We start from the raw sequence: 13469 nt of genomic DNA on the forward strand, positions 1-13469 counted from the left end.
GGCACTTATTTGTATTTGGTTCGATGTTTGCTGTGGTTGGTCGATTTATGGAAGTAAAAGTAGAAAGTATTGGTGTAAATGGGGTATGGGTTATTTAGGTAGTAAACCCGTAGGATTTGAAAAATCAATTTACTCCTTACCATTACCAAAGTATAGTAAATGAAATTAAAATTATTATGCAAAGTTCTTATTGTTCTGATAATTAAGTAATTTGCGGTTCCTTTGATGGATTAATGTTTTAAAAAATAATTGTTTAGCTTTTTCGCCAGTAATAAAATTACGGTGAGTAAAATCGATGTAACAGTCTTATTATTTTATGAAAAAATTTACTTTATTTAACAGCTTGGTTTTTATGGTTTTGTTTTTTGGCCTGATGGGTTGTGCAAAAAGGAATCTGGTGTATTTCAGTGATATAGAGTCAGGTTCTGATTTTTCTACTGAAATTGAGGATTTTCCAGAGCCCAAAATACAGAAAGGTGATTTGTTGAAAATTACCGTCAGCAGTCTTAGTGCAGAATCCAATTTATTATTCAATGCCGGAGTAATGTCCTCCGCCGAAGATGGAAGGATGATGAATGCAGCAGTACCCATCAACGAAGGATATCTGGTGGATAAAGACGGGCAGGTTAATTTTCCTGTTTTAGGTAAGATTGGCTTAGAAGGATTGACAAAAGAGGAGGCCATTGAAAAAATGGCACAACGATTGGAGGAATATGTTAAAGACCCAATTGTTAACCTTCAATACCTTAATTTTAAGATAACGGTAATTGGTGAAGTCTCCAATCCCAATACCTTCACACTGGAGACTGACAGAATCACCATTTTGGAAGCTTTGGGGCTTGCAGGAGATATGACAGAATATGGAAAGCGGGAGAACGTTTTGGTTATCAGGGATGAAGGTGGAGTACGGAAGGCGGTAAGATTGAATCTGAATGACAGGGCAATTTTGAATTCACCTTACTTTATGTTGCATCAAAATGATGTCATTTACGTTGAACCAGATAAGATCAAGGCAGTACAGGCAAGCACCAATCAACGTACTTTTGCAGTGTTGGGTTTGCTGGTCTCAGTTGGCGTTTCGCTTCTGTTTAACTTACGCTTCTACTTAGAATAAGATATAATATTATGAAAATGTCAGACATGTTGATGGATGATTTTCAACCCAAGGAGGTTGAGAATACGGATTATAAATACCTGATCATGAAATACCTGAAATATTGGTATTTATATATTTTGGGTGTTGTTTTCTGCTTTGGTTTGGCCTATGTATATTTTCAGTATGCCACTCCGGAATATCCTGTTGGGGCTACGATTTTGATCAATGGTAACAAGGGATCTGATTTTTCCCAAAATGCGGTTTATTCAGAATTGGAAACCTACCAATCCGTAAAGACGGTAGAAAATGAAGCGGAGGTTTTGAAATCTGTTAGCCTGATGTACGAGGCGATCCGAAAACTTGATCTAAATGTATCTTACTATGTTAAAGATAATTATTTCAGGGATAAGGAGATTTTTGGGGCTCAGTTACCGATAAAAGTTAACCTGGACAGGTATGATTCTGCTGCTTTTTTTAATAAGGACATGTTGACCAGGTTTAAAGTTCATGTCCTGGATGAGAATAATTTTCAACTGGAGAATGAAGAGGAAAAGACTTCCAACCATGAGTTTGGTGAAAAGCTGGCCTTTCCCTTTGGAGAGCTATCCATAGAACGTCTCAAGGATATGGAATATCCAAGTACCGTAATCATCAATTTCAATAATCCCTATTCCATACCTGGCAGGTACAGCGGTAAATTGGATGTGATGATTGTCAATAAACTGGCCAGTGTGGTACGGCTGAGTTTTACCGATCCGGTCCCTCAAAAGGGGGTTTTGGTGTTGAACAATCTCATTGATGCTTACAATAAAGAAGCGATTCTTAATAAAAATCAAACCGCCAAAAACACCATAGATTTTATCAATGAGCAGTTAGACTCTGTGACAAAAGATTTAAGGCAAATTGAATCTCTAGTTGAAAACTATAAAAAGGAAAATAAAATTACCGAATTGAGTAACGATGCCCAGCAGTATGCATCCAATTTCAATGAAGGAAAAGAACAGCTTGCGGAGTATTCGATTCAGTTGGATGTTTTGACATCAATTGAAAATACCCTTATGAATCAGCAGGAAGATTATCAAGCCGTTCCGAGTTCATTGAGTATTGAGGATCAGACCCTCATGTCCTACATTACCCAGTTCAATGAATTGAATCGGGACAGGGAAAGAATGCTCCGAACCACACAGCCGGGCAGTCCTTTGATTATAGAAAAAGACCAGCAATTGCGTACGGTTCGAAGAAACATTCTTGAGAACATTAAAAATATTAAGTCAAGTATAGAGATTGCCAGAAATAACCTTTTGGCAAGAACAACAGAGGTAGAAATCCAAAGCGGCAAAGTACCTGAGATTGAGCGGAAATTATTGGAAATAAACAGGCAACAGGCTATCAAGCAGGAGCATTACCAGTACCTGGTCAAAAAGAGAGAAGAAGCCGCCATGTCCCTGGCAGCCACCACCGTGAGCAATTCCCGGATCATTGATCCGGCCATGGCAGGAAGTAAACCCTCAAAACCCCACAAAATGTTGATATTAGGCTTTGCCTTTTTCCTGGGCTTTGGAGGGCCTCTTGGATTGGTGTTTGCTTATTATCAGCTCAATACAAAAATAAAGGTGAAAAGGGATGTTACCTCGAAAACCAGTATTTCAATTTTGGGAGAAGTATCCCACCACGATAAGAAAATTCCGATTGCTATTTCCAAAGGGGTAAGGACACCTGTGGCAGAACAATTTAGGTTAATCCGGACCAACCTTCAGTTTGCCTTACCCAATAAGGATAGGAAAGTAGTGCTGGTTACCTCAAGTACAAGTGGTGAAGGGAAGACTTTCTTCGCACTCAATCTGGGCGTAAGCATGAGTCTTGCAGATAAAAAAGTGGTTGTATTGGAATTTGACCTGAGGAAGCCCTTGCTTCTGGAGTACCTTGGAATGACAGCTGAAATGGGTATATCTGATTATCTGCAAAATGACTCGCTAACCATATCCGACCTTATCGTAAAAAGCAATAATCTTCCCGATAACCTGGATATTATTGGTTGCGGGACCTTACCTGATGATCCCTCCGAATTAATGCTTCTTCCTAAAGTGGGATATTTTCTTGATAAGTTGCAGGAAATGTATGATGTCATTATCATCGACTCAGCACCTGTTGGTCAGGTGGCTGATGCTTTTTCACTTTCCAAATTTTCGGATATTACCACCTATATCATGAGGTACAATTACACCACCTCAGAGATGATTGATTTTATCAATGAAAATAAAAAGGAGAAAAAACTTAAAAACCCTGTGATTGTTTTAAATGATGCCAAGACCAAACTGAGTTATGGCTATGATTATTATCAAAAGGGAGATATTAAGAAGAAAAAACGCACGGTTTACAAAAAGATGGCCAAAAAAGTATAGTTAATTTTTACTTTATTTGAGAGGGAAAGTTTTTTTATATGAAGGATCAATTTGCTTCGCTTTATCTATTCATCAGTAAGGCGATCAATAAAGGGCATAAAAGAAGTGTGAAGGCCAAAAAGAATATCCTGGCTTCTTTTATGATTAAAGGGGGAAGTATAGCCATAAGCCTGATATTGGTGCCATTGACAATTAATTATGTTAATCCAACCAGTTATGGAATATGGCTTACCCTTAGTTCTATGGTGGGTTGGTTTGGCTTTTTTGATATTGGCTTCGGTCATGGGTTAAGAAATAAACTGGCTGAAAGTATTGCAAAGGAAGAATTCGTTCTCGCAAGGAAATATGTCAGTACTACTTATGCCATTCTCAGTTTGATCATAGGCGCTGTCCTGGTTTTATTTCTGGGAATAAACCCATTTTTGAATTGGGCGAGTATTTTGAATACCCCTGCGGATTTGGGAGAAGAGCTTGGGGCCGTGGCCTTGATCGTTTTTACTTTTTTCTGCCTGCAGTTTGTGCTGAAGTTGATTACTACGGTATTGACAGCAAACCAGGAACCGGCAAAGGCCTCATTTTTTAATTTTTTAGGGAGTTTATTTTCTCTTCTCGTAATTTTTATCCTCACAAAGACAACGGAGGGGAACTTGGTTTATTTGGGTGCCTCCTTGAGTTTTACCCCGGTATTGGTACTGACCTGTTCCAGTATTTGGTTTTATACGCATGACTATAAGCGCTACGCTCCTGCTTTTAAGCTGGTGGACTTTAGCCTGGCAAGAGATTTAATGTCTTTGGGAGCCAAATTTTTTATCATTCAGATTGGGGCTCTGGTGCTTTTCAGTACAAATAATGTGATTATTACCCAACTTTTTGGCCCGGAAGAAGTTACGCCATTTAATATAGCTTTTAAGTTATTTTCCATTATCACTATGGGATTTGGAATCGTGGTGACTCCCATGTGGAGCGCTTTCACGGATGCGTATGTCAGGGAAGAGTATGGATGGATCAAAAACACCCTTGCCAAGATGAGGAAAATATGGTTTTTGGCCATACTTGCATCGGTAGGCATCTTATTTGCTTCTCCTTTTCTATATGATATTTGGGTAGGAGATACTGTGAAAGTCCCATTTGAACTTTCTATTGCCATGTGTCTTTATGTAATAGTAGCTATTTGGCAAACCATGCATGTGTTTTTCCTGAATGGGATAGGGAAAATCAAATTGCAATTGTACCTGGTATCCATTACGGCTTTATTAAATATTCCATTGGCCATTTTTCTAGGGAAAATGTTCGGGTTGGTGGGTATAACCATGACCAGTGCCTTGATTTTTGGCACCATGGGGATCGTGTTTTCCATACAGACACATAAAATATTAAATAAAACAGCTAAAAATATTTGGAACGAATGAATGTTTTCAAACCGGTATTGAATTTTATTTCCAACCTGTATTACCTGATCAAGGTGTCAGCCAAAAACGAGAAGGTACATTGGGAAATATTGGGAAGCAACCTGATCAACAGCCAAATTCATCCGAAAGCCAGGGTTTTCAAATACCATGTGCTGAGCAATACCAAAGTAGATTTAGGATCTTACATTTCATTAAACGCAAGAATTTATAATACATCCATAGGGAAATTTTGTTCCATTGGGCCAAATTTGGTCAGTGGTTGGGGTGTTCATCCCATCGATGGAATTTCTACTTCTCCAGTTTTTTATTCAACCAGCTGTCAGGTTGGCTTTACCTACTGTAAGGAGACAAAAGTGAAGGAACTAATTCCTATAACCATTGGAAACGATGTTTTTATTGGTGCCAATGTGACCATTCTTGATGGAGTTACCATCGGTGATGGCGCAGTGATAGGGGCAGGGGCAGTTGTCAGTAAAGATATTCCTCCCTACGCAGTAGCGGTTGGCTGTCCCATTAAAATCATCAAATACCGCTTTGATGAAAAAACCATTGAAGGATTATTAAAGTCCAGGTGGTGGGATCAGGATGAAGCTACCCTGATGAAAGTCGAGGAAATGTTTTATGATGTTGAAAAATTTCTTAAAATAGAATCTCAAACTACTGAAAAATAAGGATTTATTGTGAATCAATCCAACCAAATATTGTTGTACAGAGAATTTACAGCATACCTGGACAAAAAAATGGTTATTTTTTGGACCTGTGTTGCCATATATGGGATCGGTTCTGCTTTTACCGCAACCTATGCCACGGGTATGATAAAGGTGATTCAGTTGATCCAGGCCTTTGCCATTTTAGGTATCATATATGCTGTAGCTACCACCGTTCAATTTTCTGTAAAAAATTATTTTTTAAGGATTACGCTGTTCATTTACATCATGTACTCGATTTTTATCTTGTTTCATGGCTATGATTATACCTATGAGTTTACAAAAAGATTGTTTTTTTCCAGTTTTATCAAATATTTCTTTCCCTTAATTCTTTTAATACCTAAAAATTTAAAATTTTATTCCAGGATTTTTGATATTATCGTCATTTATTCGATAATGTTTATTTTATTGAATGCTGTTTACGCAGACCTTGTATTTACCCATTATGATCAGAATGTTCAACAAAAATTTACCTTTGAAGGATTTTTTAAACATTTGGGTGTACCTGTTTCCTTTTTGCTATTTACCTATATATACCATAGCAAAAACCGAAATATCCTGGCATTCATTGTTCTGCTGATGATTATCGGGATCTCAACCTTTAAAGCCAGGCGGGCAATCATGGTGCTATCCACCTCTCATTTACTGATTTTTATGGTGATTTTCTATTTTAAATCGAACTATAAGCTGGTAATGAGTGGTGTTCTTGCATTATTTATTGGAGTTTTAGCCGTTTATGGACCGAAATTTTATCAGGAGAATAAATATACCTATTTTGGAGAATTGAATGAGAGGGGAATGGAGGATACCAGGACAGGTGTAGAGGTGGCCATGGCCAGGGATTTTGGACCCGTAGATTGGGTGATTGGAAGAGGGATTAATGGTAAATATTGGTGTCCTAATATTGACATGAACGACTCCTCCGGATACCGTACAATGATTGAAACGGATTACCTGAATATCATTCTGAAAGGAGGGGTGATTTATTTGGGATTGATTTTTCTAATGGCTATACCGGCAGCATTTAAGGCTTTCTTTTTTTCAAAGAATCTTTTGTCTAAAGTGGCTGCAATCTGGATTGTGTTGTGGATTTTATCGCTATATCCATTAAATGTTTTTAATACTGATCTGAATCACATGCTTTTATGGATTTCCATTGGAATTGGGTATTCCAAGGATCTCAGAAATATGTCTGATGAAGACATTAAAGCAGGTTTTTCAGGATGATTTTTTTACTTTTAAAATTAAATTTTATTGTTTAAAAATTTTATAATGAAAGATTTCCCAAAAGTTTTGATATTGAACCAACCTTTTAATAATATATCGGGTGGAGGGATTACCCTGTCCAATTTATTTAAAGGCTGGCAAAAGGATAAACTAGCAGTAGTCTGTCTCGGAAATCTTCTGAATGAACAAACCCAATTGGAAGCCTGTGATCAGTACTACCAGTTGGGTCACAAAGAGCATATCTGGCAGTTTCCATTGAGTCTGCTCAAGAGAAAATATGAATCTGGCCCCGTCACCGTAAATAAAAGGGAAAAGAAAGTAAAGACGCTGCAAAAATCACCTTTGAGGGAAAGGTTGCTCAAGGAATATATAAATCCTTTTTTAAAATGGATAGGTGTATTGAATTGGGCATCCAGACTACAACTATCTCCTGAGCTTTGTCGTTGGTTAGATGCCTATGCTCCTGATGTGATTTATGCGCAGGCTCAAAGGAGGGAAGCTGTAGTATTCTGCCGGTTGATTCAGCAATATCTAAATAAGCCCATGGTTTTCCACATGATGGATGATTGGTTGGAAGTATTACCAGGAGAGGGGATATTGGGTAAGTATTGGCACAGAAAAATTGAAGGAGAATTCATGGAAATGCTTGCCTGTTGTGACAGGCATTTCAGCATAAGCGAACCGATGGCAAAGGCCTACCAAAAACGGTATGGCTTTCAATTTCAAACTTTTCATAACCCAATTGAATTGGAGTTTTGGAGCAAGAGTCAAAGGAAAGACTATTCATTTGGGGATAAAATTCAAATTCTTTATGCGGGTCGTATGGGCATGGGAATTCAGAGTTCATTGGAAACCATGGCGCAATGTCTGGAAGAACTTAATCAAAACAGGGAACGGCAGATTGAACTTGTCTTACAAGTCGGTAAGAAACCGTCATGGGCCGACAGGTATTCCTGTATGGTACACAGGGGATTTGTTCCTTATGAAGAATTGCCGGATAGGTTTGCTGCAGCAGATATTTTAATTTTACCTTACGATTTTACGCCTTCCGCTACGGCCTTTATCAAATATTCCATGCCTACTAAGGCTTCTGAATATATGATTTCAGGAACCCCTGTATTGGTATTTGCCCCTGAAGATACCGCTCTGGTCAGTTATGCCTTGGATCATCATTGGGCAAAAGTGGTCACAAAAAACCAGGTCAGGGAATTGAGGTCAGCATTGCTTGAACTCATTGATAACGAGGATTTGCGCCGGGAAATTGCCAGGTCGGCCATTCAATTGGCAGGAGAAAGGCATGATGCGGTGAAGGTAAGAGCAGCCTTCAGGAAAGAAATTAATGCATTGACCCATTCAATCAGGACCACAGCGAGACAAGTGTAATTATGGCAGCCATTTTTTTGTATCCCAAGATTGATAAAATGATAGGATCACCCAACCCATATATCCTGAATTTTCAAGACGCATTGTCAAAAAATCACCGGGTTGTAAATGCCAGGTCTCCGAACAGGGGAATCCTGAACTTTTTCCTGTTCTTTTTTTCAGCAGATACATTTATCCTTAACTGGCCCGAGACACTACCGGAAAAAAAATTCGGGAATATTCAGCAAGGGCTTTTCAGGGTTTTTCTTTGGTTAAAGAAAACATTTAAAAAGAAAATTATTTGGGTTTTGCACAATAAGGGTTCCCACCATAAGGGAGAAAACTCTACTACCCGACAGATGTTTGATATGCTGATGGTGCATTCCGATTTTATCATAACCCACTCCCACGCAGGTGATGAATTTGTGGGAGAGGTGTATCCGGAGCATCGCCATAAGGTACATGTAATCCCACATCCCATTAAGGGTCTCCTGGGTAAAGGCAGGTATCATCCTGAAAATAAAAAATATGATTTTTTGATTTGGGGAAGTGTTTTCAGGTACAAGGGGATCGATCGGTTCCTTCAATTTTGTCATTCTTCTTCTGCATTGAAAAAGGCAAAAATTCTTATCGTAGGTAAGTGTAAGGACCTGGATTACAAGCAGGAAATTCTTTCTATATTGCCTGAAAATGCTGAATTTAGGGACGAGTTGTTGAGTTTGGAGGAAATTGCTGTTTTTGCTGATCAATCCCGGTTTACCCTGTTTACCTATAATTCCAAGACAGTGATCAGCTCAGGGTCATTAATCGATGCCATTAGGATGGGAGCGGTGGTCGTGGGTCCGGATCATGGTGCTTTCAAGGATTTGAAAAAATATGATTTCATGCGGACTTTTGGTGATTTTGAAGACATCCCCCGGATGATGGAGGGATTTAATGAAGATGGCAAGAAAATAGAACGTGACAGGTTACTATTTATGAAAGAAAACACTTGGGAAAATTTTGTGAACAAATTAGAACAGATCACAGGTATTTAAAATATTATTTAATTTATTCTTTAAAGGCAATGAAACAAGTAATTCAAAATTTTAAGACTGGGCAGTTGTATGTAGATGAAGTACCGGTACCCGCCATTTCGGAAGGAATGGTATTGGTAGAGAATGAGTATTCATTGATCAGTGCTGGTACAGAAAGAAGTACCGTAAAAGTAGCCCAGGCAAATTTATTGGGAAAAGCCAAACAGCGGCCAGACCTGGTATCTCAAGTGATTCAGAATATTCAAAAAGAAGGTTTATCAGCGACCATCAGTAAAGTCAGAACCAAGCTGGATTCATTAAAAGCCTTGGGATACAGTACCTCAGGAAGGGTGATTGCGTCAATGGATACCAAGGGTTTATTCAAGCCTGGAGACAGGGTAGCTTGTGCCGGAGCTGACTATGCTTCCCATTCAGAGGTAATCTCTGTGCCCCAAAACCTGGTCACTAAAATTCCGGATGAAGTAAGCTCGGAGGAGGCAGCATTTACCACCTTAGGCGCCATTGCCTTGCAGGGTGTCAGGCAAGCCGATCCCCGATTGGGAGAAAAAGTTTGTGTGATAGGTCTGGGACTTTTAGGGCAGCTTACTGTCCAATTGCTCAAAGCCAATGGCTGTGGGGTGTTTGGTATAGACATGTCAGATCAATTGATAGCCCTATCTAAGGAGTCTGGGGCAAATCAGGCGCTTAACCGCAATGATTCCAACCTGATCAGTGCCTGTGAAAACTTCACCAACGGTAGGGGATTTGATTCCATCATCATTACAGCTGCTACACCTACCAACGATCCCATTGTTTTATCTACAGAAATAGCCAGAAAAAAAGGAAAAATCATCGTGGTAGGGGCTGTGAAAATGGATATTCCCAGGGAACCATTTTTCTATAAAAATGAACTTGAACTAAAAATTTCCTGCTCTTATGGTCCTGGAAGGTATGATGTGGACTATGAGGAGCTTGGAAAAGATTATCCTTATGCCTATGTACGCTGGACAGAACAGCGCAATATGGAGGCTTTTTTGGATCTTATTGCAGGGAAAGCCATTGGTATTAAACCCCTGATTACCCATGTATTTGATATTGCCGAGGCCGAAAAGGCCTATGATATCGTAATGGGGAGGGTCAAAGAGCCTCATATTGGGATTTTATTGAAATACGAAACAAATACCAATAAACTACAATCCAGGACAGAAGTAAACCAGGAACCCATCAAGGAAATCAATACAGGGTTTATCGGGGCAGGTAGTTTTGCACAAAGTTACCTGATACCCAATGTGAAATCCTGGGGAGGATCCCTGGACGGGGTAGTTACTTCCAAAGGAATTACTTCTAAAAGTGTATTGGACAAGTTTAAGTTTAATTTTTGTTCATCGGATGCAAAGGATGTACTTGAAAAAAAGGAAATCAATACTGTATTTATTGCTACCCCTCATGTTTCCCATTCCTCTTATGTGATCAGTAGCCTGAAAGCCGGCAAAAGTGTATTTGTAGAAAAGCCACTAGCCATGAATATGGAGCAGCTAAAAGAGGTGGTTCAAGCTAAAAATGCTTCTGAAAAGCCTGTGATGGTAGGTTTCAACCGACGATTTGCACCTGTGGCAGAAGAACTCAAAAAAGAATTTGAAAACACAGGAGAACCTATGGTAGTCAATATTCGCGTGAATGCAGGCTTCATACCAAAAGACCATTGGTCTCAAATTCCTGAAATAGGAGGAGGCAGAATTGTTGGAGAAGTATGCCATTTTATTGACCTGATGCAATATTTTACCGGAGCAGATCCGGTTCGGGTTTTTGCAGAGTCTATCAATACTTCCAATGAGCAAATTACTTCTGCAGATAACGTGGCCATCACCATTAAATTCAGTAACGGATCCGTAGGTAACCTTACCTACCTGGCCAATGGAGACAAATCGTTGCCTAAGGAAAATATAGAAGTTTTTTCGGGTGGTAAAGTGGGCATTATCCATGACTTCAGAAGTGGTAGCATTTACAAGGATAATAAGCAGGTTAAATTGAAATCTGTTGGTAAAGGTCATAAGGAGGAGGTTCATCGCTTTCTGGAGCAGGTAAAAGCAGGCAAAGGGAGTCCGATTCCATTTGAATCTATCTGTCTGACTACCCTGAGCACCTTTAAGATTCTGGACAGCCTTTCTACCGGCCTTCCACAGCTAATAAACCTGGAAGAGATTCATTCCTGAGCATGATAGAAAAAGGGTTGATTTTCAACCATTGACAAAATGGTAAATGATTGATAGGGTTTTAAAATACATCAAATATTGGACTCCGGTAGAAATTAAAAATTTCTACCGGAAGTTAAAGAGAAGGTATCAACGTAAGGTAAAGCTTTCCAGGGAGGATAAGATCCCCCTGAGTCTTGGAGCTTTTGAAGATATCTTACGGAATAGTTTGGAGATTGCTGAAGGAGATACCCTCATTATTCACTCCAGCTTCGGAAATATGAATGCCGGATTTTCTCCACAGGAAGCTGTTGATGTTTTGAAAAAAGTGGTCGGAGACTCAGGTAACCTGATGATGCCATTTTACCCTACAGGCCATGCCTATTATTGGATCCAGGAAGGGGAGATTTTTGATGTCTACAAGTCCAGATCCTATATGGGTATATTGACGCAAACTTTTAAGGAAGCAGAAGGTGTGAAACTCAGTCCTCATCCGGTAAAAGCCCTGGCAGTTTGGGGTAAGGACAGGGATTGGCTGATCCAGGAGCACCATCAGTCCAGTTACCCCTATGATGTCCATAGCCCTTACTATAAATCCAGGCTATTGCCCGGTAGCAAGACTCTTGGTCTGGGAGTGGAAATAAATTCTTTTTTTCATTCCTGTGAAGATTTATTTTTGAAGGATAAACTTGAAATCTATTCTGATAAGCTATTTACCGGCAAATTGAATTATTACGGGGAAATGCTCACAGTAGATACTTTCTTGCACCAGCCTGAAAAGGTCAATTCAATCGTATCTGCCTGTCATTTCCTTAAGGAGACCAAATGTCCCGGTTATATTTCCTTTGCCTCTAAAGGAGCACCCTATTATTCGGTCAGCAATGAAGCCGTGTACCTGCATGCCAAAGAATTATTGCAGAAGGGGGTTTCAAGAACAACTTTTTCTCAACAAAACAGCAATTGATGGCAATGGAATTTGTAATCTACACGAATACGGTGTGGGATAGTCCACCAAGGTCCAGACACCAGTTGGCACAAGCCTTATCTGACAAATACAAGGTTACGTTCGTATCTTCAAATGTGAACGGACGTCCGGGGATGGAAATCAAGCAGGTAAAGGAAAACTTCCAGGTAATGATTCCTTCCTTTCCTATCAGTCGCAGGATCAGGTACAGGATGCCGGTAGTAAATGAAATGTACCAACTTTGGTTATTCCCGAAACTAAAAAGCCATTTTAAGGGGAAAGAAGTAGTTTTGATCTGCTCGGATTTTGGTGGACACCTGATTGGCCGTTATTTTGAAAAATTCATCTATTTTGCCAGTGATGATTACATCAACAATGTGAAAGTTCCGGCACTTGTAAAAGCCTATACCATTTTTACTCAAAAGCGGCTCTTGAAAACAGCTACCTTTTCTTTGGCAACGGCAAAGAAATTGGTGGATGATTTTCGGAAGGTCAACCCCAGGTCTTTTGAACTACCGCTGGGAGCACCTGATTTCTCAAAATTCAATGCAGCACCTGTGCAGCAAAGGACAAGGGATGGAAAATTGAAGGTAGTCTTATTGGGATTTATCGATAAAAAGAAAACGCCACTTGGCTTAATGAATGCCATACTCGGAATAGAGCATGCAGAACTTCATCTTATTGGCCCCATTGCTGACGATTTTCTTGATCACCTTTCTTCTAAAGACAGGGTGGTGGCGCATGGAGTCATGACGGGAGATGTCTTGCATCAACAATTGATTCAAATGGATGTGGCCATTGCACCCTACTATATGGACGATCCGAACACGGGAAGAACGCCAAATAAAATGTGGCAGTATCTGGCAAGCGGAAGACCGGCTGTGATCACCAATCTGTTGAATGTCAGACATTGGCAGTTTCCGGAAGGAACTGTATACAAGGCGAATGATGATAAAGAGTTTGTAGCATGTATCAAAAAGGCCTACGAGGAGGATTGTCAGGAGCTGATCGGGGAAAGAATTTTGCTTGCAGCCAATAATTCCTGGACTGCCAGGGCAGAAAAGCTTTTGGGATATATTGAAAATAATTTTTAA

General features: G+C 39.6%; 10 protein-coding genes. All 10 read left to right on the forward strand.

Annotated elements, in window-relative coordinates; translation table 11 throughout:
* Positions 1–316: 316 nt before the first annotated feature.
* The 10 genes from GL182_RS03340 to GL182_RS03385 are packed head-to-tail and all read left to right on the forward strand — an operon-like array spanning position 317 to position 13469.
* Positions 317–1114, forward strand: a complete 798-nt coding sequence (locus GL182_RS03340; protein WP_163378128.1) for a polysaccharide biosynthesis/export family protein — start codon at positions 317–319, stop codon at positions 1112–1114.
* A gap of 11 nt (positions 1115–1125) precedes the next feature.
* Positions 1126–3498 (forward strand): GumC family protein, encoded by a 2373-nt coding sequence (locus tag GL182_RS03345; protein WP_163378129.1) that lies wholly within the window; start codon positions 1126–1128, stop codon positions 3496–3498.
* 38 nt (positions 3499–3536) lie between these two features.
* The gene (locus GL182_RS03350; RefSeq protein ID WP_163378130.1) at positions 3537–4907 is read left to right on the forward strand and encodes a lipopolysaccharide biosynthesis protein; all 1371 of its coding nucleotides are present in this window, start codon (positions 3537–3539) and stop codon (positions 4905–4907) included.
* Positions 4904–5578 (forward strand): CatB-related O-acetyltransferase, encoded by a 675-nt coding sequence (locus GL182_RS03355; RefSeq protein ID WP_163378131.1) that lies wholly within the window; start codon positions 4904–4906, stop codon positions 5576–5578. The genes GL182_RS03350 and GL182_RS03355 overlap by 4 nt, the downstream gene beginning before the upstream one ends.
* Positions 5579–5587: 9 nt before the next feature.
* Complete coding sequence (locus tag GL182_RS03360; protein ID WP_163378132.1) at positions 5588–6841, forward strand: hypothetical protein; 1254 nt, start codon at positions 5588–5590, stop codon at positions 6839–6841.
* A gap of 45 nt (positions 6842–6886) precedes the next feature.
* Positions 6887–8224, forward strand: a complete 1338-nt coding sequence (locus GL182_RS03365) for a glycosyltransferase (protein WP_163378133.1) — start codon at positions 6887–6889, stop codon at positions 8222–8224.
* Between the two features lie 2 nt (positions 8225–8226).
* The gene (locus GL182_RS03370; RefSeq protein ID WP_163378134.1) at positions 8227–9240 is read left to right on the forward strand and encodes a glycosyltransferase family 4 protein; all 1014 of its coding nucleotides are present in this window, start codon (positions 8227–8229) and stop codon (positions 9238–9240) included.
* Between the two features lie 29 nt (positions 9241–9269).
* On the forward strand, positions 9270–11432 hold the full coding sequence (locus GL182_RS03375) for a bi-domain-containing oxidoreductase (protein WP_163378135.1): 2163 nt from the start codon (positions 9270–9272) through the stop codon (positions 11430–11432).
* Between the two features lie 46 nt (positions 11433–11478).
* The gene (locus GL182_RS03380) at positions 11479–12375 is read left to right on the forward strand and encodes an AAC(3) family N-acetyltransferase (protein WP_163378136.1); all 897 of its coding nucleotides are present in this window, start codon (positions 11479–11481) and stop codon (positions 12373–12375) included.
* 5 nt (positions 12376–12380) lie between these two features.
* The gene (locus tag GL182_RS03385) at positions 12381–13469 is read left to right on the forward strand and encodes a glycosyltransferase (protein WP_240469553.1); all 1089 of its coding nucleotides are present in this window, start codon (positions 12381–12383) and stop codon (positions 13467–13469) included.

This window comes from Cyclobacterium sp. SYSU L10401 (assembly GCF_010993705.1).
Classification (GTDB): Bacteria; Bacteroidota; Bacteroidia; order Cytophagales; family Cyclobacteriaceae; genus Cyclobacterium.

Excerpts from the sequence above, each read along its gene's own strand:
- GL182_RS03355 (WP_163378131.1), top strand. The coding sequence starts at position 4,904 with ATGAATGTTTTCAAACCGGTATTGAATTTTATTTCCAACCTGTATTAC.
- GL182_RS03345 (WP_163378129.1), top strand. The coding sequence starts at position 1,126 with ATGAAAATGTCAGACATGTTGATGGATGATTTTCAACCCAAGGAGGTT.
- GL182_RS03375 (WP_163378135.1), top strand. The coding sequence starts at position 9,270 with ATGAAACAAGTAATTCAAAATTTTAAGACTGGGCAGTTGTATGTAGAT.
- GL182_RS03340 (WP_163378128.1), top strand. The coding sequence starts at position 317 with ATGAAAAAATTTACTTTATTTAACAGCTTGGTTTTTATGGTTTTGTTT.
- GL182_RS03365 (WP_163378133.1), top strand. The coding sequence starts at position 6,887 with ATGAAAGATTTCCCAAAAGTTTTGATATTGAACCAACCTTTTAATAAT.
- GL182_RS03380 (WP_163378136.1), top strand. The coding sequence starts at position 11,479 with ATGATTGATAGGGTTTTAAAATACATCAAATATTGGACTCCGGTAGAA.
- GL182_RS03385 (WP_240469553.1), top strand. The coding sequence starts at position 12,381 with ATGGAATTTGTAATCTACACGAATACGGTGTGGGATAGTCCACCAAGG.
- GL182_RS03370 (WP_163378134.1), top strand. The coding sequence starts at position 8,227 with ATGGCAGCCATTTTTTTGTATCCCAAGATTGATAAAATGATAGGATCA.
- GL182_RS03350 (WP_163378130.1), top strand. The coding sequence starts at position 3,537 with ATGAAGGATCAATTTGCTTCGCTTTATCTATTCATCAGTAAGGCGATC.